Source organism: Candidatus Uhrbacteria bacterium, from assembly GCA_016699205.1.
Taxonomy (GTDB): domain Bacteria; phylum Patescibacteriota; class Patescibacteriia; order 2-12-FULL-60-25; family 2-12-FULL-60-25; genus CAIXDN01.
The window spans coordinates 795,597-820,646 of the sequence record CP064964.1; the positions used below are offsets into that span (position 1 = coordinate 795,597).

At 52.8% G+C, this 25,050-nt stretch carries 25 protein-coding genes and 1 tRNA gene; 9 read left to right on the forward strand and 17 right to left on the reverse strand.

Going from position 1 to position 25,050, the window contains the following annotated elements; genetic code table 11:
* Positions 1-63 precede the first annotated feature (63 nt).
* A complete protein-coding gene (locus IPH19_03845; protein QQR60517.1) occupies positions 64-945 on the forward strand; it encodes a hypothetical protein in 882 nt (293 codons plus the stop codon).
* Positions 946-980: 35 nt separating this feature from the next.
* Here the strand turns inward: IPH19_03845 and clpP are convergent, their stop codons facing one another.
* The 3 genes from clpP to IPH19_03860 are packed head-to-tail and all read right to left on the reverse strand — an operon-like array spanning position 981 to position 2,974.
* Entirely contained in the window at positions 981-1,562 is a 582-nt protein-coding gene (gene clpP, locus IPH19_03850; GenBank protein ID QQR60518.1) for an ATP-dependent Clp endopeptidase proteolytic subunit ClpP, read from the reverse strand.
* A 56-nt stretch (positions 1,563-1,618) separates the two neighbouring features.
* Positions 1,619-2,581 (reverse strand): bifunctional oligoribonuclease/PAP phosphatase NrnA, encoded by a 963-nt coding sequence (locus tag IPH19_03855; protein ID QQR60519.1) that lies wholly within the window; start codon positions 2,579-2,581, stop codon positions 1,619-1,621.
* Positions 2,582-2,626: 45 nt separating this feature from the next.
* Positions 2,627-2,974: a ribosome-binding factor A gene (locus IPH19_03860; protein ID QQR60520.1), complete on the reverse strand. Its 348-nt coding sequence runs from the start codon at positions 2,972-2,974 to the stop codon at positions 2,627-2,629.
* Between the two features lie 102 nt (positions 2,975-3,076).
* On the opposite strand from IPH19_03860, the gene IPH19_03865 reads away from it, so the two are divergent.
* The gene (locus IPH19_03865) at positions 3,077-5,293 is read left to right on the forward strand and encodes an AAA family ATPase (GenBank protein QQR60521.1); all 2,217 of its coding nucleotides are present in this window, start codon (positions 3,077-3,079) and stop codon (positions 5,291-5,293) included.
* Positions 5,294-5,326: 33 nt separating this feature from the next.
* Here IPH19_03865 and rpsP read toward each other — a convergent pair whose 3' ends face one another.
* Positions 5,327-5,644, reverse strand: a complete 318-nt coding sequence (gene rpsP / locus IPH19_03870; protein QQR60522.1) for a 30S ribosomal protein S16 — start codon at positions 5,642-5,644, stop codon at positions 5,327-5,329.
* A 208-nt stretch (positions 5,645-5,852) separates the two neighbouring features.
* On the opposite strand from rpsP, the gene IPH19_03875 reads away from it, so the two are divergent.
* Positions 5,853-6,215, forward strand: coding sequence for a KH domain-containing protein (locus IPH19_03875; protein QQR61363.1), 363 nt, complete (start codon positions 5,853-5,855; stop codon positions 6,213-6,215).
* A gap of 75 nt (positions 6,216-6,290) precedes the next feature.
* Positions 6,291-6,983 carry a tRNA (guanosine(37)-N1)-methyltransferase TrmD gene (gene trmD / locus IPH19_03880; GenBank protein QQR60523.1) on the forward strand — a complete coding sequence of 231 codons (693 nt, stop codon included), beginning with the start codon at positions 6,291-6,293 and terminating at the stop codon, positions 6,981-6,983.
* Between the two features lie 39 nt (positions 6,984-7,022).
* Here the strand turns inward: trmD and IPH19_03885 are convergent, their stop codons facing one another.
* Positions 7,023-7,943 (reverse strand): ADP-ribosylglycohydrolase family protein, encoded by a 921-nt coding sequence (locus IPH19_03885; GenBank protein QQR60524.1) that lies wholly within the window; start codon positions 7,941-7,943, stop codon positions 7,023-7,025.
* A 62-nt stretch (positions 7,944-8,005) separates the two neighbouring features.
* Positions 8,006-10,561: a cation-transporting P-type ATPase gene (locus IPH19_03890; protein ID QQR60525.1), complete on the reverse strand. Its 2,556-nt coding sequence runs from the start codon at positions 10,559-10,561 to the stop codon at positions 8,006-8,008.
* A 62-nt stretch (positions 10,562-10,623) separates the two neighbouring features.
* Here IPH19_03890 and IPH19_03895 point away from each other — a divergent pair.
* Positions 10,624-10,698, forward strand: a tRNA-Glu gene (locus IPH19_03895).
* Between the two features lie 150 nt (positions 10,699-10,848).
* Positions 10,849-11,136: a GIY-YIG nuclease family protein gene (locus tag IPH19_03900; GenBank protein QQR60526.1), complete on the forward strand. Its 288-nt coding sequence runs from the start codon at positions 10,849-10,851 to the stop codon at positions 11,134-11,136.
* 39 nt (positions 11,137-11,175) lie between these two features.
* On the opposite strand, the gene IPH19_03905 is transcribed toward IPH19_03900, so the two are convergent.
* Positions 11,176-11,721 carry a peroxiredoxin gene (locus tag IPH19_03905; GenBank protein QQR60527.1) on the reverse strand — a complete coding sequence of 182 codons (546 nt, stop codon included), beginning with the start codon at positions 11,719-11,721 and terminating at the stop codon, positions 11,176-11,178.
* 63 nt (positions 11,722-11,784) lie between these two features.
* Entirely contained in the window at positions 11,785-12,213 is a 429-nt protein-coding gene (locus tag IPH19_03910) for an EamA family transporter (GenBank protein QQR60528.1), read from the reverse strand.
* 10 nt (positions 12,214-12,223) lie between these two features.
* Here IPH19_03910 and tsaD point away from each other — a divergent pair, with 10 nt between their 5' ends.
* Together tsaD and tsaE are read left to right on the forward strand one after the other, a co-directional pair.
* Complete coding sequence (tsaD, locus tag IPH19_03915; protein ID QQR60529.1) at positions 12,224-13,264, forward strand: tRNA (adenosine(37)-N6)-threonylcarbamoyltransferase complex transferase subunit TsaD; 1,041 nt, start codon at positions 12,224-12,226, stop codon at positions 13,262-13,264.
* Positions 13,261-13,692: a tRNA (adenosine(37)-N6)-threonylcarbamoyltransferase complex ATPase subunit type 1 TsaE gene (tsaE, locus tag IPH19_03920; protein ID QQR60530.1), complete on the forward strand. Its 432-nt coding sequence runs from the start codon at positions 13,261-13,263 to the stop codon at positions 13,690-13,692. The genes tsaD and tsaE overlap by 4 nt, the downstream gene beginning before the upstream one ends.
* Here the strand turns inward: tsaE and IPH19_03925 are convergent, their stop codons facing one another.
* From IPH19_03925 to IPH19_03955, 7 genes are all read right to left on the reverse strand, one after another.
* The gene (locus IPH19_03925) at positions 13,693-13,902 is read right to left on the reverse strand and encodes a hypothetical protein (GenBank protein ID QQR60531.1); all 210 of its coding nucleotides are present in this window, start codon (positions 13,900-13,902) and stop codon (positions 13,693-13,695) included.
* Complete coding sequence (locus IPH19_03930; GenBank protein QQR60532.1) at positions 13,899-15,500, reverse strand: type II/IV secretion system protein; 1,602 nt, start codon at positions 15,498-15,500, stop codon at positions 13,899-13,901. Before IPH19_03930 ends, IPH19_03925 begins: the two co-directional genes overlap by 4 nt.
* A gap of 3 nt (positions 15,501-15,503) precedes the next feature.
* Entirely contained in the window at positions 15,504-16,517 is a 1,014-nt protein-coding gene (locus tag IPH19_03935; GenBank protein QQR60533.1) for a hypothetical protein, read from the reverse strand.
* Positions 16,518-16,577: 60 nt separating this feature from the next.
* Entirely contained in the window at positions 16,578-16,889 is a 312-nt protein-coding gene (locus IPH19_03940; GenBank protein QQR60534.1) for a hypothetical protein, read from the reverse strand.
* An 85-nt stretch (positions 16,890-16,974) separates the two neighbouring features.
* Positions 16,975-18,834 (reverse strand): ATP-dependent zinc metalloprotease FtsH, encoded by a 1,860-nt coding sequence (ftsH, locus tag IPH19_03945; protein ID QQR60535.1) that lies wholly within the window; start codon positions 18,832-18,834, stop codon positions 16,975-16,977.
* A gap of 72 nt (positions 18,835-18,906) precedes the next feature.
* Positions 18,907-20,010 carry a S1 RNA-binding domain-containing protein gene (locus tag IPH19_03950; GenBank protein QQR60536.1) on the reverse strand — a complete coding sequence of 368 codons (1,104 nt, stop codon included), beginning with the start codon at positions 20,008-20,010 and terminating at the stop codon, positions 18,907-18,909.
* 183 nt (positions 20,011-20,193) lie between these two features.
* The gene (locus IPH19_03955) at positions 20,194-22,251 is read right to left on the reverse strand and encodes a DUF2339 domain-containing protein (GenBank protein ID QQR60537.1); all 2,058 of its coding nucleotides are present in this window, start codon (positions 22,249-22,251) and stop codon (positions 20,194-20,196) included.
* Between the two features lie 11 nt (positions 22,252-22,262).
* Between IPH19_03955 and IPH19_03960 the strand changes: the two genes are divergently transcribed.
* Positions 22,263-22,958: a hypothetical protein gene (locus IPH19_03960; GenBank protein ID QQR60538.1), complete on the forward strand. Its 696-nt coding sequence runs from the start codon at positions 22,263-22,265 to the stop codon at positions 22,956-22,958.
* Here IPH19_03960 and IPH19_03965 read toward each other — a convergent pair.
* Both IPH19_03965 and IPH19_03970 read right to left on the reverse strand, forming a co-directional pair.
* Positions 22,912-23,898: a glycosyltransferase family 4 protein gene (locus IPH19_03965; protein ID QQR60539.1), complete on the reverse strand. Its 987-nt coding sequence runs from the start codon at positions 23,896-23,898 to the stop codon at positions 22,912-22,914. The two genes, IPH19_03960 and IPH19_03965, sit on opposite strands and share 47 nt — an antisense overlap.
* On the reverse strand, positions 23,895-25,040 hold the full coding sequence (locus IPH19_03970; GenBank protein QQR60540.1) for a glycosyltransferase: 1,146 nt from the start codon (positions 25,038-25,040) through the stop codon (positions 23,895-23,897). The genes IPH19_03965 and IPH19_03970 overlap by 4 nt, the downstream gene beginning before the upstream one ends.
* Positions 25,041-25,050 lie beyond the last annotated feature (10 nt).

A 25,050-nucleotide genomic window follows, 5' to 3' on the forward strand; every position in this document is an offset into this window, starting at 1 on the left:
TTTTATTTACGAGACGCTATTGTCTTGCTCGAGTTATACTGATGAGCGATACTTATTAATAATATGTCCAAAGAAAATCCATTTTCTGGAAAACCTGAGGCGAGAGTTGAAAAGCGAGCTTCTAAGCTTACCGAGCAAAAAACAAATCTTTTGAAGCGTTCCAAGTGGGGCGGCTTGTTTGCTGGGATGATGGCTGTTGTAGGCGCTGCTAATGCAGCAGAAGCGCAGCAGCATCCTCGAGAGGGTGAGTTTCATATGGACTTTGACTGGCGTTCTGTTTCTATGGCGGAGCTTAATCAAGAATGGACGCAAGCGATGCAGATGCTTCGTTCGACTGATGATTTGCTTGAAGCGGATGTAAACCGCCGTATGGTGTACGAGGGCTCGGTCGAGGAGCAAATTGACACGGTTAACTTTAGACGGCGAGAACCCCAGGAGGAGGTGCATCTTGGTGACACGCAGGCGTTACGCGGTTTGGAAGGACATGTTATTGAGATTTCCTCCGTGAGAGGTTCAGTTTATCGTACGTTGAGAGAAGGTGACCGAGCCCAGAGTTCCGCGGTTAATCATCTTGGATTCCGCGTCTTTGATGTCTCTCCTGCGGCTTCTCGGCGTTTAGAGGCTACGGGGCGTCATCTCATCGAGGATTATGAAGCGGAAACCGCTGATCAGGCGCTTGCTTTGGTGATGGAAGAGGTGGGAAGAGCTGGGGCGGAAGAAGGCCATGTTCGGGAACTGTACCAAGCGAGAGAAGGAGCCCGTGTCGACCAGCTCTCGGTTAACACATATCTCGAGCATAGTTATTTGTCTAATGTACACATCGGTGAAATGCAGCAGCTTCCAAATGGGCACTTCCGAGTACATGTAGAGGCTGACTTGCTTCGAGAGGCTCCTCCGGAACCAGTGTCAGCACCCGCCCCTACGCCTGAGCCGCTTCAATGGTAGTAACAAAAAAGATCCCCTCGTGGGGATCTTTTTTGTTACGAGATGATCTTGTCGACCAGTCCGTATTTCACGGCAGCTGATGCTTCCATGAAGTTGTCGCGTTCCGTGTCTTCCTCGACCTTCTTTAGATTTTGGCCTGTGTGCTTGGCGAGAATCTTGTTCAGGTTGGATTTGGTTTGCAAAATGCGTTCTGCGTGGATCTTGATGTCTGTTGCTTGGCCTTGGAATCCGCCGAGCACCTGGTGGATCATGACTTCCGAGTTTGGAAGAACGAATCGCTTTCCTTTTGCGCCGCCGGCGAGGAGGACGGCGCCCATCGAGGCGGCCATGCCGATACAGATGGTTGAGACATCGGGCTTGATCAACTGCATCGTGTCGTAGATGGCGAGGCCGGCTGTGACCGAGCCGCCAGGAGAGTTGATGTAGAGCTTAATGTCTTTTTCCTTGTCCTGGCTTTCCAAAAAGAGAAGCTGGGCGACGATGATGTTTGCAACATCATCGTTAATTTCTGTGCCGAGCATGATGATGCGGTCCTTCAAGAGGCGCGAGTAAATGTCGTAGGCGCGTTCTCCTTGAGGAGTTTTTTCAATAACCGTTGGGATGAGATAGTTCTTCATGGCAGTAAGGTTATCAGACAGGATTTAGCAGTCAAGTGGATAGAGTGCTAGATCGATTAACTGGCGATAATGCGGGGTATTCCGTCGATGACTTTGATTTTTCCTTTGACGGCAAAACCGGAAGCGCGCTTGTGGCCACCGCCGCCGAGCTGTTGGGCTAGGCGTGAGATATCTCGTTTCATGCTGCGCATGGAGCCTTTGATTAGGCCATCGCTTTTCTCGCGTAGGACGAGCATGGTGTCGGCGCCGGAGCAGGCGGAGCTGAGAAAATTGGAAACGCCTTCTACGGCTTCATCGCTGCCTGGGACTTCCAAATCATCGGCTTTGAACCAGGTGATTGCCATGTCGTATTCCGGAACGTGGCGGAGACGCTCGAGGGCTTTGCCCCAAATTTTGAGTGAAGCGACGCTTTTGTTGCGTACGAGATTTTTTAGAATATCCATGTGACGCGCGCCGGATGCAAAACAGGTGCTGGCTGCTTCCATCGCTTTTGAGTTCGTGGCGCTGTTGGAAAAGTGTGAAGTATCCGTACAGAGACCGGTGAGCAGGGAGGTGGCCATTCGATCGTCGAGGATGACGTTGTTGGCTTCAAAAAAGCGGTAGACCATCTCACAGGTAGAGCTGGCTTTGGTATCGACCAAGTTAATAGCGCCAAAGAGTTCATTGGTGGCGTGATGGTCGATATCGACGATCAGGGGCTTGGTTGGGATGCGGGGGATGAGTTCGAGAATGCCGCAGTGTTTTAAGCTGCCCGTATCAAAAGTGATGACGATGTCCCAGGGCTGATCAAAGACACTCGGATCATTGGTTTGATCGTGAATGCCGTCGAGGAAGCGGAAGTTTTTTGGGATCGGGGCAACGCAAAAGAGGGCCGTTTGTTTACCTTCACGCTGGAGCCAGAGATAGAAAGCCGAGCTTGAGCCGAGGGAATCGCCGTCGGGTTTTCCATCGCCCACGACTAAAATTCGTTGGCTTTTAGCCACGGCGTCAAAGAGTTCCTTGAAGGGCAGGCCATTCATAGGTAATAGGCCAACCTAAAGGTTTTTTGACGAATTGTCAAGCTTCTAGACTTCTCCCTTCTTACGCAGTTCAAGTAGTTCGTTTTCGATCACGGCTGCATGTGCCTCGGTTTCATCAAACGCATAGTGGATGCGCGGCATGCGGCGGAGGCGAAGACGCTTGGCCAGGCCGTCTTTGATTTCATGGTCGTAGTCCTCAAGGGTGCGGATGGCCTCGTCTTTCATGTTTTCCGGAAATACGGACATGACAAATTTGGCGTGGCCGGTGCTGGCGGTGATTTTAGCCGAGAGCACCGTCACCATCATTCCCAATGGAAACTCAACATCCTCTGCCAAGACTCGGGCAAAGGCGTCTTTTAGGTGTTCAAATCCAGCTTCTACGCGGAGTGACATATAATAGCAGGTTTCAGTGGTCAGTGGTCAGGTTAGGGGAGATTTGGGGTTTGGACAAGGGCTACTGACCACTGTAAACTGACCCCTGACACCTGCTCATCTATGTATTTGAAACGGCTGGAAATCCAAGGATTCAAGACCTTTGCCCAGAAGACGGTTCTTGAGTTCAAGCCCGTCGCTTCCGGTCGTCGAGGTGTTACGGCGATTGTCGGGCCAAATGGCTCGGGTAAATCCAATGCCGCTGATGCTATCCGTTGGGTTATGGGCGAGCAGAGCTTGAAGCTGCTGCGCGGCAAGAAATCGGAAGATGTGATTTTTTCTGGTTCCGATAAACGCAGCCGCAGCGGTTTTGCCGAGGCGACCATGGTGCTTGAGAATGAGGGCGAGGACCGCACCGGACTTGATGTGGGAGAAATTGCGGTCACACGCCGTTTGTATCGCGATGGTCAGTCGGAATATGAAGTGAATCGACAGAGCGCGCGTTTGCAGGACGTGGCACTTTTGCTTGCGCAAGCAGGAATCGGCCAGCGCACATATTCCGTTATCGGTCAGGGTATGATCGACCATGTACTGGTCGCAAGTCCGACGGAGCGCAAGGAATTTTTTGATGAAGCTTTTGGTTTAAAACCATTCCAGCTCAAGCGACAGAGCGCTTTGAATAAGATCGATGAGAGTAAAAAGAATTTAGGGCAGACGGAATCGCTTTTGAATGAGATTGGTCCGCGGCTTGCGACATTGGAACGTCAGATCAAGCGCCTCGCAGAACGCGATACGCTGCAGGCTGAGTTACAGAGTCTTGAACGAGCTTATTACGGTTCCGAGTGGCATCAGATCGATGGCGGAATCAAAGCGGCAACATCCAAGCTTGAGCAAGCGCGTGTTGAGCAGGCAAAGCTGGTTGAAGTTGCCAATAAACTTGAAGCGGAATTATCCGAGATGGAAAAGGCGACGCCGCGCGGAGATGGTTTTAAAGAGCTGCGCGCCAAGCTGGATGCGGTGGCAGCCGAGAAGGCGGCTTTGCGTGAACGTGAATTGAAATTGGAGACGCAGAAGGCTGTTGCTGCCGTGCGCGCGGAGAAGCCATGGGCGCCGCTTCCATTATCGAAGATCATTGAGGCGATTGAGAGCTTGCGAGAAGCGCATGAAGATTTGGTGAATGAGCTTGGTAAAGCGAGTCCTGATATCGCCAAAGCCAAAAAGTTGGCGGAATCGTTGCGTCTTACGAGTGTTGATTTGGCCGGCAAATTACAGCGTCCAGCACCGGAGCCGGAGCAGAGTAAGTCAGAGATGGATCCTGAGGTTGAGAAGGAATTGAAAGAAATCGCCAAGGCTTATGCGGATTTGGCCGAGCAGACAATGAAAGCCAATGCCGAGCTTGAGTCTTGGAATCGCGGAGAAGATGAAAAGCGTTCGCATATTTTTAAGACGCAGCATGAGCTTTCTCAAAAACGTGCAGAAGCCCAGAGTTCGGAGCGGAGAGCTGGCGATGTATCGATTGAACTCGCGCGTTTGGAAACGCGACGCGATGGATTGCTCGCGGATCTGCGTTTGCATGCGCCGACGCTTGAACAAGAATTAGCCGCTCTTGCTGTTAAGGCTGATAAGCCGGAGGCTGACGCGGCTGCACGCATGCAAAAGCTGCGTTCCCAGCTGGAGTGGATTGGCGGTATTGATCCGGAAACGATCAAGGATCATGGAGAAACCAAAGAGCGTTTTGAGTTTTTATCCAAACAGATCGAGGATTTGCGACAGGGAATTCAGGCGCTTGATTTGGTTGTCGCAGAATTGGACTCAACGATTCGTGATCGGAGTGCGACAGCGTTCACAAAGTTGAATCGCGAGTTTTCGAGTTACTTCAAGAAATTGTTCAATGGCGGTGAAGCATCTCTTGTTGAGATGCAGCCTGAGCCGGAGACAGATGAAGAAGGAAATATTATTTCCGAGCCCGCAGAAGGAGAAGTGGCTGGTGTTGATATTCAAGCCACGCCGCCTGGGAAACGTTTCAAGTCGATTGCGCTTCTGTCTGGCGGTGAACGTGCGCTGACTTCCATCGCCCTTATTTGTGCGATCATGGCGACCAATCCATCGCCGTTTGTGGTGCTTGATGAAGTGGATGCGGCGCTTGATGAAAGTAACTCACGCAAGTTTGCGGAGATTATTGGAACACTTGCCGATAAGACGCAGTTTGTTGTTGTGACGCATAACCGCGCGACGATGATGCAAGCATCCGTCCTATACGGCGTAACGATGGGGGATGATGGGGTTTCGCAATTGCTGTCTGTGGACTTTGCGGATGTGGAAAAGCTCCGTAAGAATTAGCTGATAAAAAAATCCCCCAATCGGGGGATTTTTTTATTTGGCTGCTGCCTTTTCTTTCTCGAGCTTTGCCTTGCGGCGGATCGAGAGGCCGGCGAGCTTTTTCTTATCGCCTTTGAGGATACCCTGGTCGATGAAGAGGTTGCGGACCGTGTCCGAAGTCTGTGCACCTTTGCTGATCCAGTACTCCACGCGCTCCTTCTCAATATTGAGAGTGGCTGGATTGGTAAGCGGGTTGTAGGTGCCGAGAATCTCGAGGGCTTTACCCCACGGGTCGCGGGCTTTTTCAGACACGATAAAGCGGTAGGAAGGTTGTTTCTTCTTTCCGATACGGGTCAAACGGATGGTTAACATGAGGAAATTTAACTTGGGATAATAGGGAATCTCTGTCGCCAGACAGGACTCCTGAGCACGGGCAAAAGCTTATAGGAAAGCCTTAAAATGGTCAAGATTGGCCCTTGTTTGGGGGTTATGATACGCTTTTTCCAGCCCAGTTCACGGGCAAACTCATATTTTATCTTGCCGATATGGACGAAATGCAAAAGGACCAGCAGTTTCTCGAATACGTGTTAAGTCCCTGGTGAATCACCCGGAAGACGTTAAAACCACCCGTGAAATCGACGATCGCGGCGTGAAAATCACGCTGCACGTTAACCCCGAGGATATGGGGTATATCATTGGACGCCAGGGTCAGACGGCCCGTGCGCTCCGCATCTTGCTCAAGATCGTTGGCGCCAAGGATGATGCCCGCGTCAGCATGGTGATCTACGAGCCAGAAGAAATGCGCCGTCAGCATCAGGAAAAGAAGGGCGCTATGATGGGAGAATCGATGGGAGCTCCGATGGCAGGCGATCGACCTAAGCCGCGCGTTCACGGGGACGCTGGATTGGTTTCGGATGACGACTTGGCAGATCTCGGAATCTAATTTCCACAAAACCCCTCTCCATACCGAGAGGGGTTTTGGTTTGTGATTTCAGGCGAGACGTGGCAATCTTCTTTTATGAAAAAGCCTCTGCGTATCGATATTGTGACGATTTTCCCGGAGATGGTTGATCCGTATATGCACGGGTCGATTTTAGGGCGCGGGGAAAAGGCTAAGGCTTTGTCGATTCATACGCATCAGCTTCGGAAGTGGACGCATGACAATCATAAGACCGTCGATGATAAGCCGTTTGGCGGAGGGCCTGGAATGTTGATGAAGGTGGCGCCGTTTCATGAAGCGCTCGTGTCACTCAAGCTACGAACCAAAGATGGGAAGAAGACGGCGGGTTCAAAAAAGACGCGGGTTATTGTGACGAGTGCAAAGGGGAGGCCATTCACACAGAGTGATGCGGTTCGATTATCGAAATATAATCAACTGGTTTTTTTGTGCGGCCGATATGAAGGGATTGATGAGCGCGTCATCGAGCATCTGTGCGATGAAGAGTTTTCCATTGGTCCGTATGTGCTGACGGGTGGGGAGTTGCCGGCGATGGTGATGGCGGATGCGGTAGCAAGGCTTCGTCCGGGAGTTCTTGGAAAGGCAGAATCCCTTGCTCGTGAATCGCACACGATTGAAGGAGAGCTGGAACATGCGCAATATACTCGACCAGATAAATATCCTTTGAATAAAAAGAAAAGTTGGGATGTGCCGGAGGTTCTTCTATCAGGTGATCATAAAAAGATTGAAGAGTGGAGATCAAAACGGAAATGAAAAAACCCCGTCTCGCAGATGCGAGGCGGGGTTTTTCTATCAGGCATATTTGTCCATGAGGCGTGTACCGAGATCGATGAGGTATGGCGCGCCGGTGTGCGGGTTGCCGCGCTCGAGATCGCGCTCCAAGAAGTCGGGGAGCGTCTCGTCCTGGTATCTCGCCGAGGCGATGCCCCAGGAGATGGCCGCCGTCGAGTCGACATCGCCGCCCCAGCGGATCGCCTTGAGGAGAATCTCTTTTAGCGAGCGCTCCTGCGAGACGAGATGCGCGACCGACCACACGGAGGTGAGGCCGATGGAGCCGTAGGGACCGCTCACGACGGGAACGCCGGGCCAGGGCTTGTTGAAGATCTTGAGGAATTCCGCATCTTCTCTGGGGAGATGGCTTGTGCAGTAGACTCCGATCTTGCTGAGCGGTCCGTCCTCGTAAAGCGCGTAGTGGCTCATGAGGGCGACGGCGCGGGCGCTGAAGCGTCCGACGGGCGTGTCATGCGTGATCGTGGCCTGCAAGGTCGCGATCTCGAGCAGAGGCCCGATCTCACGAATCACGCCGAATGGTACTGCACGCATGGCCGCGCCGTTCTTGTCGGAATCCGGACGCAGGCGTTCCAAGAGTTCTGCGCCGGAGTCGATCTCCTCGAGCAGGGCTTGGAAGCCGCGCGAGTAGCCCTTACGCCGGCCGCCGCGAGCGAACTCGGCCACGTAGGCGTCCGCGAACTGGAGCTTGGTGTAGGGGGCGTCGTGCGCGATGAGGACGCGGGCGTTGGCCGCGGACATCTCGGTGTCGTCGGTGTAGAGACCGGGATGATCCTGATGCGTCGGATGCTTGATGTAGCGCTGGAATGCGAGACATTGAGCGCGAATGTCGTTGTCGCGCGGAAACTTGATGTACTCGGTAGCCATGCCGTACGCATCGCCCATTCCGATGCGGAGGAGAAGGTTGTTGTTTCGGAAGCGCATGTCGCCGACCTCTCTTTGTCATGAAAGTCCTGGCGCGACCCTAAGAGATTTTTAGTATTTCGTCAATCCTTGGAGGGTAGGAATCGTTTGGCGATTTCAAGTGGACCAACGGTCAAAATACCAGTACCGACAGCTAGTAAGAACCAGACGAGCGGTAACGGTTGCGTGCTGAGAGCTTCATTACCAATCGGGAGATAAACGCCAAAGATGGTCATGGCGATACCGAGACCTACGCCGATAGCCATCGGAGGATTTTCTAACGGATTCATTTTCCAGATCGGCTTATGGAGACTACGAAGAGCGAGAGCCATGAAGAGTGTTGATAGCGAGAGAGCTGCGTAGGTCATGGTGCGGGCGATTTCCGGATCAGTGATACGCAGGAATATCAGGTGCGTTACAAAAAGGATGATACTGCCGCCGAGTCCGCCGGCGATCACGAGAGAGCGGATTTGTTTGGTCAGAATTCCGCCGTGATGTTGTTTGCCGTCACCGCCCTTTTTTTCAAAAGCGTAGGCAATCGCGGGGAGCGAGTCGGTAAACACATTGATGAACAAGATTTGAAGGGCGTTTACCGGAAGCGGTAGACCGATGAGAAATGCTCCTACAACCAAAATGAATTCACCAAAGGCATTGGTGAGCGCGTAAGCGACGGCTTTGCGGATGTTTTCAACAATGCGGCGGCCTTCATGAATGGCTGTGACAATGGTCGCATAGTTGTCGTCAAGAACAACAAGATCGGCAGCGTCTTTAGAGACGTCAGTGCCGGACCCCATCGCGACGCCGATATCTGCTGCCCGAAGAGCTGGTGCGTCGTTGACGCCGTCACCTGTGACCGCCACGATTTCTCCCATGGATTGATAGCGTTCCACGAGCTGGAGTTTTTGGGCCGGAGTAACGCGCGCAAAGATGCGGGTGGCACGCAGATCCATGTCGCTCATACTATCGATATCTTTTCCGTGGACGGCGGTTTCTCCCGGACCAATCAAGCCGATTTCACGTCCAACAGCAGCGGCGGTACCTGGATGATCGCCCGTCAGGATGCGGGTGCGGACACCGGATTGGCCGATGTCGCGTATGGCATCGATGACGCTTGGACGCAATGGATCGCGGAAGCCGAGGAGACCGGCAAAGGCAAAGCCGCCTTTGATTTTTGTGGGATGGGGGAGCTGGTCTCCGCCATCGAGATCCATACTTACGACTCCAAGGAGACGTACGCCTTCGTTTGCACGATCAGCTATTTGTTTTTCTAGCGCTTGGCGCTTTTGATCTGGCCAATCGATCAAAGCAACGAGAATATCCGGTGCGCCAACAAGGACAGCGCGGCGTTTTTTGTCCTGTTCTACGACAACGCCCGAGAATTTGTAGCTGGAGTCAAAAGGGATACGCTGGATGATTTTGGGTTTGGACAAAACTTCCGGTAGGAGGACGGAAGACTTGGCGGCACCGTTGACGAGTGCGACTTCCATTGGCCGGCCAACGAGATTCCAGGTGGCGGGTTTGTCTTCTGGGTTTTCTAGAACGACTTGCGATGTGAGGACGGCGTTTGAGAGTAGGGAAGTATTATCGTAGCCGGTTTCCGGATACAGCTCTTCGAGCGACATCTTGGCTTGGGTGAGGGTGCCGGTTTTGTCGGTCAGGATGAGAGTGGTTGATCCCAGGGCTTCAGCGGCGACCATGCGTCGGACAACGCCTTGGCGGGCGGCTAAGCGTTCTACGCCGATAGCCAAGATGACGGTGAGAGCGATCGGCATGCCTTCTGGGACCGTTGAAACGCCGACAGCGACGGAAAGGAGGAGCATGTCGAGCCAGCCGCGGCCGGTCCAAATACCGAGAGCGAATAATCCAATAACAGCTACAATGACACCGATGCCAATCCAGCGAGAAAGTCGCGAGACTTCCAGTTGAAGCGGTGTTGGAGCTTCTTGTCCACGCGTGGTCATCTCGGCGATGGATCCGAATTCCGTATGTTGGCCGGTAGCTGTAATGAGGGCTTCTCCCAGTCCTTCTACAGCAACGGTTCCGCCGTGAAGCATGTTATGTCTATCGGCAAGCGAGGTTTCTGTGGCGACTTTATCGACGTTTTTTTCTGCGGCTTGGGATTCTCCGGTCAGGATGCTTTCATCGACGGATAAGCCTTGGGAGGCGATGAGGCGTGCGTCGGCCGGGATGCGATCGCCTTGGGAAAGAATGATGATGTCGCCTGGAACAAGGTTGGTAGCGTCGATTTCATGTTCATGCCCATCGCGGCGGACGCGGGCCTGCGTACGTAAATAGTTTTCCAGTCGATCGAGGACATGCTGGGCTTTCCATTCCTGCCAAAAGCCAAGAGCCGTATTGGCGATGATTGAAATAATGATAACGGCTGTCTCGATCCATTCCTGCAAGGCAAAGGTGATGACGCCGGAGGCAACAAGAATGAGCAGGAGAGGGTTGTAGAGTTGTCGTAAGAAAAGACGAATCGCCGTATCAGGGCGACGTCGGGGAAGGACATTTTTACCGGCAGCGAGACGTTGGACGACCTCTTTATCGGAAAGACCTTGCGATGAGCTTCCAAGAGCCTTCAAAGCGTCTTCTGGTGTCAGGCTCCAAGGTGCTACGACGTGTGAAGGGTGCGACATAGCTCCATGATATCGCGAATGCTTGACTTTAGCCCAGAAAAGCCCTAATCTACTCCGCGCAAGGCTCCATCGTCTATCGGTTAGGACAGCGGCTTTTCAAGCCGTTAAGAGGGGTTCGACTCCCCTTGGGGCTACCATCGAGCTTAGCTCGACTCTGCGGATGGGATCACGAAGCTTAGCTTCGCCCAACCGACGGGTTAAGAGGTGAACTCGACAACAAAAACCAGTCTTCAGTGACTGGTTTTTGTATTGACAAAATTCTAAAAATAGGGAACGGACTAGAAGGTATGCATTATGTTTACGTACTTTTTAGCGAGATTGATCGAATGCTGTATGTCGGCTCGACAAAGGACCTGCGAAAACGATGGAAAGATCATTGTGCGGGTCGAGCTGATGCCACGAAGGATCGTCGTCCGTTACGAGTGATTTATTATGAAGCGTATTTGACACAATACGAGGCAGAGCGTCGCGAGAAGTATCTAAAGGGTGGAAATGGCCGAGGGCAGTTGAAAAAGCAGCTCTCTGTAACCTTGGAAAAAGTTAACTATCGATTTAAGGATTCATGCCAAGCATAACAAAACACCCGCTGTAAGGCGGGTGTTTTGTTTTTCTGTTTAGGCGTTCTGTTCTTTGAGGTAGTTCAGCATTGTCTGCGCATCCGAGACTTCAAATGGATCGGTCGGACAGTCATCCATGAAGCCTGGTTCTACAAAGAGCTGTTTGATGACGCCGTCGTCGACAAACATGCTGTAGCGCCAGGAGCGGTCTCCAAAGCCGAGGTTGTTCTTTTTGACGAGCATGCCCATCTTTTCTGTGAAATCGCCGTTGCCGTCCGGGAGCATGAAGACTTTTTCCAGCTTCAAATCCTTGGCCCACTTGAACATGACAAAGGCATCGTTCACCGAGAGACAAATGACTTCATCGACGCCGAGCTTTTTGAAGTCGTCGTAGAACGCTTCGTAGCCTGGAGCGTGGACCGAGGAACAGGTTGGTGTGAAGGCGCCTGGCAAGGAAAAGAGGACAATCTTTTTGCCGGCAAAGATGTCGGCGGTTGAGCGGTCCTGCCAGCGGTATGGGTTTTCACCTGGGACGGACTCGTCGCGGACACGGGTTTTAAAGACGACGTCTGGGACGCGGTCGCCTGCTTGCAAATGGGCCATAATAGATAAAAGAAAAGATATTAACGAATCAACCGTTCATCGATCGTACTCACTTGTTTTTTTCTAGGCAAGGGCTACCAGGATTGCGCCGATGGTCACCATGATGCCACCGACGACTAACTGCCAAGAGATTTTCTCGGCCAAGAAAATGACAGAGAAGAGGATGATCATGGGCAGGCTCAAACGGTCGAGAGCTGCGAGTTTGGAGGCGCTGGTTGCTTTGAGGCCAAGAAAATAGAAGAGCCAGGATGCCGCTCCAAAGATGCCGGCTAAAGCGATGACACCCCAGTCTTTTGTTTGTAATTTAGAAATTGTTTGAAATTTGCCCGATGCAGCCACGGTCGCGACCATAAAGAGGAACATGAACATGCTGCGAATAGCTGTCGCGAGCGTCGGATCGACCGTTTTTAGGCCGATTTTCCCCGTGATCGTCATGAGGGCGGCGGTGATGGCGGCGAGGAGACCGTAGACAATCCACATAATTTGCCCCATTCTACCGTCTATGAAGCCTTTGCGCATCTTGGGAATCGAGACGAGCTGTGATGAGACGGCTGTGTCGATTTTGTATGCGTCCAAAACCAAGGTTGAGGTGGAGCAGGATTTTGTTTCTTCGCAGGTACCGATTCATCAAAAGTATGGCGGTGTTGTGCCGGAAGTGGCCGCAAGATCGCATGTGCCGGAGACGGTTTCTTTGATAACACAGGCTTTAGGAAAGAAAGGCTTGAAGGCTTTTGATGCGATTGCCGTGACGAGCGGGCCAGGGCTTGCGACGGCTTTGCGCGTTGGAATCGAGGCGGCGCGTGTTTTGGCTTGGCTGTCTGGTAAGCCGATTGTTGGTGTGAATCATTTGGAGGGACATCTTGCGTCTGCTTGGCTGAATGCCGAGAATCGCAAGCGTTGGAAATTTTCGTTGCTCGCGCTTATCGTCTCCGGAGGGCATACGGAATTAGTTTTAATGAAAGATTTTGGGAAATATCGGATTGTCGGGCAGACGCGTGATGATGCGGCGGGGGAGGCTTTTGATAAGACGGCCAAACTTATGGGGCTTCCGTATCCGGGAGGGCCACAGATCGCCAAGCTTGCCCTTGAAGGCGATGTCACGGCTTTTGATTTGCCGAGACCGATGATGAAAGATCCTTCTTTGGATTTTAGTTTTAGCGGATTGAAGACCGCCGTGCGTATTGCTTGGGAACCTTGGATGAAGGGACCCGTGGAACGACAAGAACAAGCGAAGAGGGATTTGGCTGCTTCGCTTCAGCAGGCAATTGTGGATGTATTGATTGAGAAGACATTACGAGCAGCGAAGAAATATAAGGTGAAGGGCGTGTTATTGGTGGGCGGTGTATCAGCTAATCAATTACTGCGCGAATCTTTGGATAAAGGTTTGGCTGAGCATTTGCTCGGCGTTGCTTTTTTACCTTCTGATCGGAAGTATATTACAGACAATGCAGCGATGATTGCGGCGGCTGGCGCTTGGAATTTGTGGAGACGCAAGAAGGACGATTGGCGTAAAATGGATGCAAATCCAGAATGGAATGTATGAAGTTTATTGTCTCGCGCATTGAAGATTGGGACGTGGTCGCTCAAGCGATTGCCGAGCAATTGAAGCCTGGGATGGCCATCAGGCTCACAGGACCGCTTGGAGCGGGTAAAACAACGCTGGTGCAGGCTTTGGCAAAGACCCTGGGCGCTAAGGGGGTACCGCGTAGCCCGACGTTTTCTTTGATGCGTACCTATCAGGCAAGTAAACGTATTGGTATCAAGCGATTGATTCATATTGATGCGTATCGATTGGAATCGGCGTCGGATGCGCATGCGCTTGGATTGGATGAGGAGATGGCGGAAGGGGATACAGTGCTGGCTGTTGAGTGGGCAGAAAAGCTGGGAAGTTTGTTGAGCGCGATTCCATCGATTGACGTGAAAATTGAAACGGACCCCAATAATGGGGCCCGTCGCGTGTCGGTTGTTTGATTATTTTGTCTCCTCTGCGGTTCCTGGTTCTGCGACCTCTGAATCGCTATTTGCGACGGCGAGGACTTCATCGACGCTGGTGAGGCCATCCAGGGCTTTGAGGAGGCCATCTTGAGCCATATTGATCATTCCGGCGGCTGTTGCCATCTCTGCGATGCGGGCTTCTGAAACGTCTTTTTTCAGGACTTCTTCTTCAATCTCATTGGTCATCGTGAAGATTTCATAGATACCGACACGGCCTTTGTAGCCATCATCTGTAGGTGTGATTTTGTCCGGATCCGGCTCCATAAAGTTGAGCTTGTCCAAATCGACAGAGTAGCCGGAGTTTTTGGAATGGCGCCGAGAATTCTTTTTACTTGATTCAATTTTGCGGAAGAGAGTTTTGCGGGGCGGGACATCTCGGGCTTCAGGCGTCGGACGAGGCGCTGACCGATAACGGCGTTCAAGGCAGGCGCAAGCAAGAATGGCTTTACGCCCATCGACATAAAGCGCGGAATGGCGCCGGCAGCGGAGTTAGTGTGGATGGTTGAGACGACGAGGTGACCGGTGAGAGCGGCCTGAATTGCGATTTCTGCCGTTTCCGCATCGCGGATTTCACCGACCATGACAATGTCAGGGTCTTGGCGCAGAATCGAGCGCAAGCCTTTGGCGAAGTCGTAATTGCGGCTGTGATCGATTTGGCTTTGGTTGATGCCTTGGAGCTTGTATTCAATCGGATCTTCAAGCGTGATAATTTTTTCTGTCGGCTGATTGAGTTTTTTGAGGATGGCGTAGAGCGTGGTTGTTTTACCGGAACCGGTCGGACCGGTGGTGATGATCATGCCGTTTGGCTTCTCGATTTCACGTTCCAAGTCTTCGAGAGCTTTGCCGCGGATACCGAGGTTATCGAATTCAAGAGCGATGGCTTTAGGGCGCAAGATACGCATGACGACGGACTCGCCAAAAGCCGTCGGCAAAAAGCTGACACGGATATCGATCTTTTCATTGGTGAGATAGATGGTGATGCGGCCATCTTGCGGAACATCCTCGACGTTGATTTTAACGCCGGCCAAAAGTTTGAGACGTCCGATGATTTGTTTCCAGGCGACGCGAGGGAGGCTGGCGGCGTCGCGCAGTTTTCCGTCGATACGGAAACGGATTTTTACGTCTTCTTCCTCGGCTTCTACGTGAACGTCCGAGGTTCCGATCTTGAGCGCTGCACCAAAGATAAGCGTGATGATGTCGGTCGTGTTTACTTCTCCGATTTTCTTTTGGAGATCGGTAAAGTTGGAAATTTCTTTTTCGTATTTTACCAAGTCGGCTTCCTCAATGCGGTAGCCGTAGATGACTTCTTTTGGAGTAGGGAGCTTGTCGTAGAGTTTGAGGGCGTATTCAAAACTGTCTTCCGATACAAGATAAATCTGGATGTTGGCGCTGCGGTCTTTTTTGATGCGTTCCGCAAGCTTATCGATTTCCGGACTTGGTGTTGGTGTTGCGAGACGGACCTCATCGCCGACAAGAAAAAAAGGCAGCACGCGCATAGTGGCGGCGATATCTTTTGTGATCAGCGAAAGTGCTTCCGGTGCAATCGGGAAGCCGCGGAGCGTGATGTAGGGGAGACTGAGCTGAGCGGCCTTTTCTTGAACAAGTTTTTCTTTTTCTCCCTGTTTGATCTCGCCCATGCGTTCCTCGAGTTTGGCGGCAACGCTTGGGGGAGTTTTAGGTGCAGCTCCAGCTCCAGGTTTGGCTGGAGCTGGAGTGGCGGAAGCGCCTCCTGCGGGCTTAGCCTGCTTCAGGAGGTCTTCAATGGAAGAGGCTTTTGGAGGCATAGCTTATGCGCGGGCAGAGCGGGAAAGCGATAACCACCAGCGATGGATTTTTGGAAGAGCTCCGCCTTCACCGAGGCGAATAAACAATCGATGCCAGGCGGCGTATTGGAAGGTGATCGCAAGCATTCCGGCGATGAATGTCGTGATGAAGAATAGCGAGACAAAAAGCACGAAGCCAAGGTAGACGATGACGGTCGAGTTCATGAGAGCGGCGGCGGCCATCAAGAGGAAAATCGGCAAGGCCATCAAGACAAAGGCGAGGGCTCCGGCGGCGAGAATGCCTGCGCCGATGAGAAAGAGAATCGTTCCAATCTCCAAGGCGTTCAACCAGCCCTGACGAAGTAGGTGCCAGGCGCGCTGCAATGACTCGGTGACGTGCGCGTCCTGAAGAACGATGGCATTAAGTGCAAAAAGATGAATGGCGGCTAAGGCGACGACAGATACGGCATAAAGGAATGCGCCAAGCGCCGCGAGAACACCCAGACCTGTTACAGGATTGGTTTGCGATAAGCCGTAAGGGACGAGGAAAAAGAATTTTGCGAGCCAGCCCAAGAAGAGTGTAACGATGTTGAGGGCGAGTACGCGCCAAGCATAACGAGCGCCAACGGTGACGCTTTCACCAAAGAGCGGAGCGCGTCCGCGGATTAATCCGCCAAGTCCAAAAGCGAGAGCGCCTTGGCTGATCACGGAAAGTCCGATGATCGTAGCAATAATCACGATCGCGACAGCGATGCTTTGGACGAGACCGAGTGCGGCGACGGCATTTGGTGCGGCGGCAAATCCTTGATAGAGAATCGTTAGAGCAGGCGGTATGCCACCAGTTGTAATACCGAGGCTGGTACGTCCGGCTTCACGGAACGTCGTTAAAAGAACATCGTAGATACCGCCTGTGTAAAGCAGTCCGGCAAATAAGGCCAGCGGCCAAATATAGCGGCGCGCCCATGCATCACGGAAGGCGTCTGGAATGATGACGCGGTAAAGGTGCGGATGCGGATTTGTTTTATTTTTGCGGATCATACGTTGGGTACAGAATATCATACGGAAACGCCCCCGACGAGTGAGGTCGGGGGCGTGTCGTCAGATGGTGTCGAGATGCTCCTCGTAGAGGAAATCGAGAAAATGTCCATAGGTCCAGTCCTCGCCGATCAGGTTGAGGTGACCCTTCACGAGTGTCCCGTACCGTTGCTTCGGATCGAAGCGCCGACGAGAGATGCGACCCAGCTCCTCGAGTTTCGTGATCACTTCGTCGGTGATACCGAGCGACTCCAGCGTCGCTTCTTCTTGGAGAGCGATGTTCGGTGTTGCACCTTGCTTCGCGAACCACTTCTCGAAGTTCTTTTTGATCTCGTCGCGAGACAGGATGCCAAGATCTTCTGCACGTACCGGCATTATCTACCTCAGGCCTAAAAATGTTGCATGAACTATCTTTTTTGTCAATACGAAAAGGGCGGGCACAAGGCCCGCCCTTACGATCTTAACTGGTGATTTCGGTTCCTTCTTTTTTCAGCTTGGCTTTGGGATTTGCTGGCGGGAATCCTACGACTTTTTCAAAGTCATCGCGTTCGATGATTTCGTGTTTGACCAAGTGATCGGCGATGCGGTCCATGGCGGCGCGGTTGTCGGTGATGATCTTGGTGGCGGTTTCAAGACCCTGCTTGATTAAGGCGTCGATTTCTTTGTCGATGAGGACGGCCTTGTCTTCCGAGTAGTCGCGGGTTTCCTGGATTTCGCGGCCGAGGAAAATCATTTCCTCGCGATGGCCGTAAGCGCGTGGGCCGAGGACGTCGCTCATGCCCCATTGGGTGACCATGTTACGAGCAAGACGCGTGGCTTGCTGCATGTCATTGGAGGCTCCGGTGGTCAGATCGCCAAAGATGACTTTTTCTGCGGCGTATCCACCGAGCGTCATGGCGATGTCTTCTACGTATTCCTGGCGGCGGCGCATCATGCGGTCTTCTGTCGGAAGCTTGATCGTGTAACCGGCGGCACGGCCGCGGGAGATGATCGAGACTTTTTGGACAGGGTCCGCAAAGGGGGAGACGTGGGCGACGAGAGCGTGGCCGGCCTCGTGATACGCCGTCACTTTGCGCTCTTCCTCGTTCATCAAGTGGCTGCGGCGTTCCGGACCAAGCATGACTTTCTCAATCGATTCGATGAGGTCGGTCATGTTCACCTCGGTTTGGTTGCGGCGGGCGGCCAAGATAGCGGCTTCGTTCATGAGGTTCATGAGGTCGGCACCGGAGAAGCCTGGAGTGCGCTCGGCTAAACGTTTGATGTTTACGTCTTTGGCGAGCGGCTTGTTTTTGCCGTGGATGTTCAGGATTTCTTCACGGTCGCGGATGTCCGGCGGGTCGAGGACGACGCGGCGGTCAAAGCGGCCTGGACGGAGCAATGCTGGATCGAGAACGTCAGGACGGTTTGTAGCAGCGATGACGATAACTCCCAAGTTTGGTTCAAAGCCGTCCATCTCGACGAGAATCTGGTTCAAGGTTTGTTCGCGTTCATCGTGGGAACCACCGACGCCGGAGCCGCGCTGGCGGCCGACGGCATCGATTTCATCGATGAAGACAATACACGGTGCTGTCTTTTTTGCTTTTGCAAACAAGTCGCGGACGCGCGAGGCACCGACACCGACGAACATTTCTACGAATTCAGAACCAGAGATGTGCAAGAAGGGGACACCGGCTTCACCAGCGACGGCGCGGGCGAGAAGCGTCTTACCGGTACCAGGAGAACCCATGAGCAAAACGCCTTTTGGAATTTTGGCTCCGAGCTTGGAGAATTTGTCCGGGCTCTTCAAGAACTCAACGACTTCCGACAATTCTTGTTTTGCTTCGCGTACACCGGCGACATTCGCAAAGGTTACTTTTTCCTGATCTTTGGAAGTCTCGCGCGCGGTTGATTGTCCAAAAGACATGGCGCGATTGTTCTGGCCTTGGACTTGGCGGAAGAAGAACATCATGAGCGCGAACACGAGAATCAACGGGATCAAGGACTGCAGCAAGATGCCGCCCCAGTAGGCAAAGCCAGAAGGTTCTTTGACGGTTGTCTTGATGTTGCGGGCCTTCTCCGGATCGACGCCGTAGCTTGCGAGAAGTTCCGGAACGGAAGCTTGGGCTTCTTTATCGACAAAGACCTTGGAGGAGTCGGACAAAGTGACTTCCATGCGGTTGCCGCGGATGACGATTTCCGTGACTTCTCCCTTGTCGAGGCGGTTGGCAAATGTGGCCTGGTCGAGGGTTTTGTCGGATTCGAGATTAATGCTGGCCAGGGCGACGATGATGAGTACCAAAGCGCCACCAATTAGCAATACATTGCGGAGAGTCGGATTCATAAGGATTTGCTGAGATTAAAGGAAAACCGCCCCGATGTCCATGGGGCGGTTTCCGTCTGAATTTGGCCAATATTACGCCTTCACTTCTTCCTTCTCTTTCTCTTCCTCCTTCAATTTGCGAAGCGAGAGACCAAGGCGGTGAGCGTCTGCGTCGATGGTGATGATGCGGAAGTCGAATTCATCGCCGACGCGAGCAACTTCGTTCACATCCTTAACGGGCTTAGCAGCCAATTCGCTGATGTGGGCGAGACCGTGAATGTCCGGGTCGAGCTCGACGAACAATCCGAACGGATTGATCTTGAGCACGCGTCCCTTGACCCATTGGTTGAGCGAGTACTTTTTGGCGACGGACTTCCATGGATCGTCGACGAGCTTCTTCATCGAGAGGAAAATCTTGGAACCTTCAATGTTGATGATCTCGGCGCGGACATGGTCACCGATCTTGAGAACATCGCGCGGGTGGTCAATGCGCTGCCAGGCGATTTCCGAGATGTGTACCAGACCCTCGAGGTTTGCCTCAAAGCGGACAAAGGCGCCGAAGTCGGTGACGGCGGTGACGTCGCCCTCGACGGTGTCGCCAACCTTGTATTTGGAGAGAATCGATTCCTGCTTGGTTTCCCAAACGGCCTTCTCGGAAACGACAACCTTTTCTTCTTCCTCGTTTACATCGAGAATTTTGACATCGATCATCTGACCGACGAGCTGCTTCAACTTTTCCTGAATCTTGTTCTTTTCACCGCCAGCTACGCGAGGGTAGTTGGTCGGGGAGAGCTGGGAGACAGGGACGAAAGCCGGAACGCCTTCTACGCGAGTGATAAGACCGCCCTTGTTGGCGTCCAGCACTTTGACGTTGAGCACGGTGCCAGCGGTGAGCAACTCTTTGATCTTGTCCCACGAGCGCTTGCGGCCAGCGCCCTTGAGCGAGAGCTCGAGTTCACCAAACTCGTTGTCGAGTTCAATGACAGAAGCTTCAACCTCATCGCCGACGCGGAGGTCCATGTGCTTGTCCATCTCAGGACCGCGGATCAAACCGATGGCGAGACCGCCGACATCGATACGAACTTCATTGCGGCCGACGGCGACGACCGTACCTTTTACGGTTTCACCGACCTGCGGGTAGGCGATCGGCTGTGACTCGAGGAGTTCCCCGAGAGCGGATGTAACTTTGGTTTCCATAGTTGAATGAAAAAACGACAGACGGTAACTGAACACCGAAGCCTGTCGTTATTTGGCTTGGTTATGAGCCCAGGAAGTCTTCCTCCTGAGCTTGTCCGCCGCGGCTAAGTGGCCCGGACCGGACATTGAATGATGGTGTCAGTCGGGCGGAAGTGTATGTTTTTTAGGGAAAAAGGTCAAGAGCTAGCCTTCAATTCTGGTTTTGAATTTGTTGTAGAGGAAGCCGGAAATCATGAGTACGCCACCAAGAGAGATGAAGGTGACAAAGCGGGCAAAGTTATCGAGCTCGGCGGTATCGATTAAAACAACTTTGGCGATGACCAGGGCAAACAGGGCGACGGCTGATCCGCGCGAGAGAATCGATTTACCAACAATGCCGTAGATGACGAGGATGATTCCGTAGATGAGCCAAGTAACGGAGAGAGCAACTTGTCCTGTTTGCGATGTTCCGCCAAGAATTCTTGCGGCGTTCACGGCTTCCATCGATGCCAAGAAGAGTAAGAAGCTATTGGCGACGAGCCAGGTTGCGGGTTTCAGGAATCCGCTTTCATCTTTACTCAATCCGTTATCGGCGGAGCGCAGATAGATGCGGACGGTTCCGACAACGGCGGCACAAATAAGCAGCGCGAGTACGCGTGGCGAGAAAAGAATGTGCTCCGCGTTGCTTGTGAGCGCGATGACGATAGCGATCAGTCCGGCGATACCGATGGTGGCCGTGCCTGCGATGCGTAAAGCAAAGCTTCCGATCCAGAGACCGCCCATGAGGGCAAAAGAACCGAGAACAACACAGGCTGTGGAAATCCAAAGCGATTCATCCGGTTGATAGAAGACGGCGATCTCGGAAGTTACGGCGACCAAGATCAATGCGTAAGTCACGATCAGGTGCGCGCTTGAGAGCCATGGACGTTTTGCCTGATGCTCGTTCATGCGTTTGCGCTCGTCATACCAGACCATGACGAGGAATGCGCCGATGGCAATCGCAAACAAGAACATGCGCAGATTGATCCAAGGCATGTTTCCAGCGGCCGTGCCGAGCGCATCGATGAGTCCGACGGCGGCAAAACCAAAAAGCGCATGCGAGAGCAGGTCGAGTCCGCGGGATTTGAGTTTGTCGGCAACAATGCCGAGGATGAGCGCTTCAAATGTCCAGGCGAGCAGGAACCAGCGGCTATCGTTGAAATAGAGTGGAGCGGCCATGGCCAGAAAGAGACTTCCGATACCGATGAAAGCGACGCGCTCACGCCAAGCAGCAACAGCGAAATGGATTAAGGCAAAGGCGATGGCGAGACCGGCGGCCCAATATCGACCTTCAATGTTTGCTGGATGGAGATCGGAGAGAATTGCAAAGAAGAAGACGGGGTTGCTGCAGAGCAGGGTGTAATCGGCGGGATCGAGTTTGCCTTTGAGGACTCGTAAAAGACTGCGGCCAAAGAAGCAGAGGAAAAGAATGGCGAGGTAGGTGAAGGGGATGAACCAGGCGACTTCTCCGTTTCCGTAGGACCAGGCGGCGTAGGATAAGACGGTTCCAACAAACGAGAGTCCAGGGAGAATGCGCCATGGTTTGTACCAAGAGACGGCGAGCATGACGGCATTCAAGAGCAGGAGATAGATGAAGAAGGCATGCGGCGAGGCTGTGCGTGCGTCGAGGAGGAATGGGGTGAGGAAGCCACCGACCATCGCGAATGCGGCGAGTGATTGTGTGTTGAATCGTAGAGCGAGGGCGATGCCAGCAACAGTGACTGCGCAGACAAGAGCAAATCCGATGGTTGCTGGAATTAGGCTGTATGTCATCGTGGCGGCGTACAGGCTCAGGTACCAGGCGCCGAGACCGGTGCCGAGCAAGATGTGTGCGAAATTGCGCATGCGTGTTTCAAGCCAGTAACCGAGACCGGCCAAGATTCCACCGAGAGCAAGTCCGAGTGCTACGCGTAGTACCGGGGAGATGAGATTGTTTTCAATCGCAAAACGCAGCAAGAAGCCGAGACCAAGAAGCAGAGCGATACCGCCGACGGCCGTGTAAACCCAAGCCCCCATTTTGAATTCCCAAGCTGGCTTGGCGGGGACCGTCTCTTTTTGTTTTTCTTCTATCTTTGTGACGTGCGGCTTTGGCGCTTCACGCATCACTTTATTGACTACCTCGGTTTTTTGGGGAGACACGTTATCCAAACGCTCTTCCAGGTTTTTTACCTTCCAGAGCAGATAGGCGACGCCAAAACACAGCAGCAAAACAATGAAATCCATATATGGCCTATATGCTATCCTATACTGATATGGAGCGCTATTTGAACCTGCATGACACAACGGCGGTCGCGGATTTCATGGAATCCGTTATCGATTTTTTGCCGGAGAAAGATCGGAAGCCGTATCAGCAGCTGATAGACGCGGCTCATGGTAAAGAGCATGTTTCGCGTGAGCGATTGGCAGAAGCGGCTAAAAATATTGGTGCGGTTACTTGGAGTGCGCGTCGTGCGTTGGAGCATTTTATTGCGACCGTGGGCGCCGAGCTGGAATGGGAAGCGATTTTGGAACAGGCGCGTCCGGCCACAGCTTTGCTTTTGAAGCGATTACGCCGCTCGGCGGGAACATCAACGTTGGATGAGACGTTAAAGACTACGGATGCCAGCTATGCCATTGGTCCGGATCAGGAGGTCGAGATTTCCATGCTGCGCGATGAAGTGCGCTATCACATTTGGGAAACGCATCATGAGGCGCTTGAGCCCATGATCGAGGAAACAGCGGTTGAACTCGAAGCTATCAAGAAGCGGCTTAAGCAACTACGGGAACAGGCGACCAAGAGCGATGCGGCAACGCGCGATCGATTGCTCGATACGCTCGAGCGATTTGAGGATAAATTATATTATGGAGGTGAAGTTATCCCGCTTGAAGCGCTTGATGCGGAAATCAGATTTGATGCGGAGGATTCGGAAGGCGCGCGAGGTGATGAATAATTATTTGCGCCGCTTGGTCCCAACCATTGATTCCTGTTTTGGTTCGATGCGATAAAGGATGATTCAGAATTGTGTGCACCGCTTCAATCCATTGTTGCGGTTTTGATGGTGAGGCAAATATCGTTCCTTCGGGCGCGGTTTCCGGAAGAGCGCCCGCGGTTGAGGCGATGCAAGGGGTGCCGTGACGTGCCGCTTCATGAAGCGGAAGACCAAAGCCTTCATACCAGCTTGGATAGAGGAAGGCGGTTGCTTGTGCGTAGAGCTGATCGAGTTCTTCGTCGCTTACGCGTATAGGCGAGTCGCCGATGAGTTTGAGCTCGAGCCCTGTTTCTTTTGCGACTGTTCTCGACAGAGCGGCGTTTTTTCGCGGATCATTTGCTCCGAGTGCAAGCAAGAATTTTCTTTGAATGAATGAAGGGGAAGTCGGAGGCTGGAATGTCGAGTCGAGACCGAGCGGAATAACGACGATGTGGTCGGCGGGGATACGAAGAAGCCGTACGAGATCTCGCTTTGTACATTCGGAAACAGCAAAGATGATACGCGCGTTTTTTATTTGGTGTACGGCGCCGATCATCTGATGCCAGAGACGGGATTTCCACGAGAACCAGCGAGGTTCTATTAAAAACGATAGATCGTGAACAACGAGAGCGTATGGGGTTTTTGGCGTGCCTAACCAGCCGATATTTGGAAGAAATAAAAGATCGCTTTTCTTTTTGAAGAGGCGATCAAAACTGGTGAGATGTAGCCAGATTACTAATGAAAGTAGTTTGTTGGGGAGCTGAATATGCTCATCGGAAATCGGTGGTCTTGTTGCGCCAGATGTTGCAACCGTAATCGCGGCACCTTGTTTACGCAGAGCTTCTAGAAGTCCAGTGGCAACGCGTTTTACTCCGCCGGAATTTGGGTCGGCGAGCGAGCGGCCGTCAAACAGGATGTTCATACCGCGCGCGAGGCCCACGCTGTGCTGAGACGTTCTTTGAGACGTTTTTGAAAAGCCGCTTTTCCAAATGTTTCTGCGTGAGCGCGGATTTTTCTCGGATCGTAGCGCGAGGGGTCAAAACGAATGGCGGCGTTACCGATGTCTTCCCATGTCTGCATTTCAAAAAATGTTCCGGTAACTCCATCCATCACGGTTTCTGCGGCGCCGCCTTGTCCAAAGGCGATGATAGGGCGACCGGCCGCCATGGCTTCTACAGCGGTGATGCCAAAGTCTTCAATTTGCGGATGGAGGAAAGCAACGGCTTCACGGAAGAGTTGGATCTTGGCTTCATCGGTGATGTGGCCGAGGAATTCTGTTTTGGAGCCAGCCATTCTGCGGAGCTTGTCCATTTCCGGACCTACGCCAAAAATTTTCAGCGGAAGATTGAGTTTGGCAAAAGCGCGTACGACAAGATCAAAACGTTTGTATGCGACAAGACGTCCGCCAGTGAGCCAGTAGGTTCCAGGTTTGGTGGAAAGAGGGATGCGGTCGACGTCGACCGGCGGAGCCATAACCTCTGACTCACGCGAGTAGAATCGGCGGATACGCATCTGTGATGTGCGGCTATTGGTAAGCAATAGATCCGGTCGCATCGCTGCGAGTTGGTCCCATTGTCGCAAGTGATGGAGATAGGCGGGGAGTAAGCGCTTGATGAGACGCGGCTGGGGGATGTCGTTTACATATCCTAAACGCTCCTGCCAGAGGAAGCGTGTCGGCGTGTGGAGATAGCAGACGTGGAGGGACTCCGGTGTCGCGATGATGCCTTTAGCAAAATTTGATGAAGAAGAAAGGACGAGGTCGTAACCAGAAAGATCGATGGACTCTACCGCCTCGGGCATGAGCGGCAGGTACCACTGATAGTGGCGGCGGGCGAATGGAAGTTTGTTGAGTTTACTTGGACGGATATCGGCATGCTTGAAACCCACATGTGTGCGCTCCGGATCGTGAAACAGGGTAAAGATTGGGGCACGAGAGAACAATTCATGGAAAGCGAGGAGTACGCGTTCTGCTCCGCCGTCTTGCACGAGATAGTCATGGACGAGCGCAATGCGGCGCGGTTCATTCCGCGCTTCCATGCGAATCGGCTCCGGGACCACAGTCATATCAAAAGTG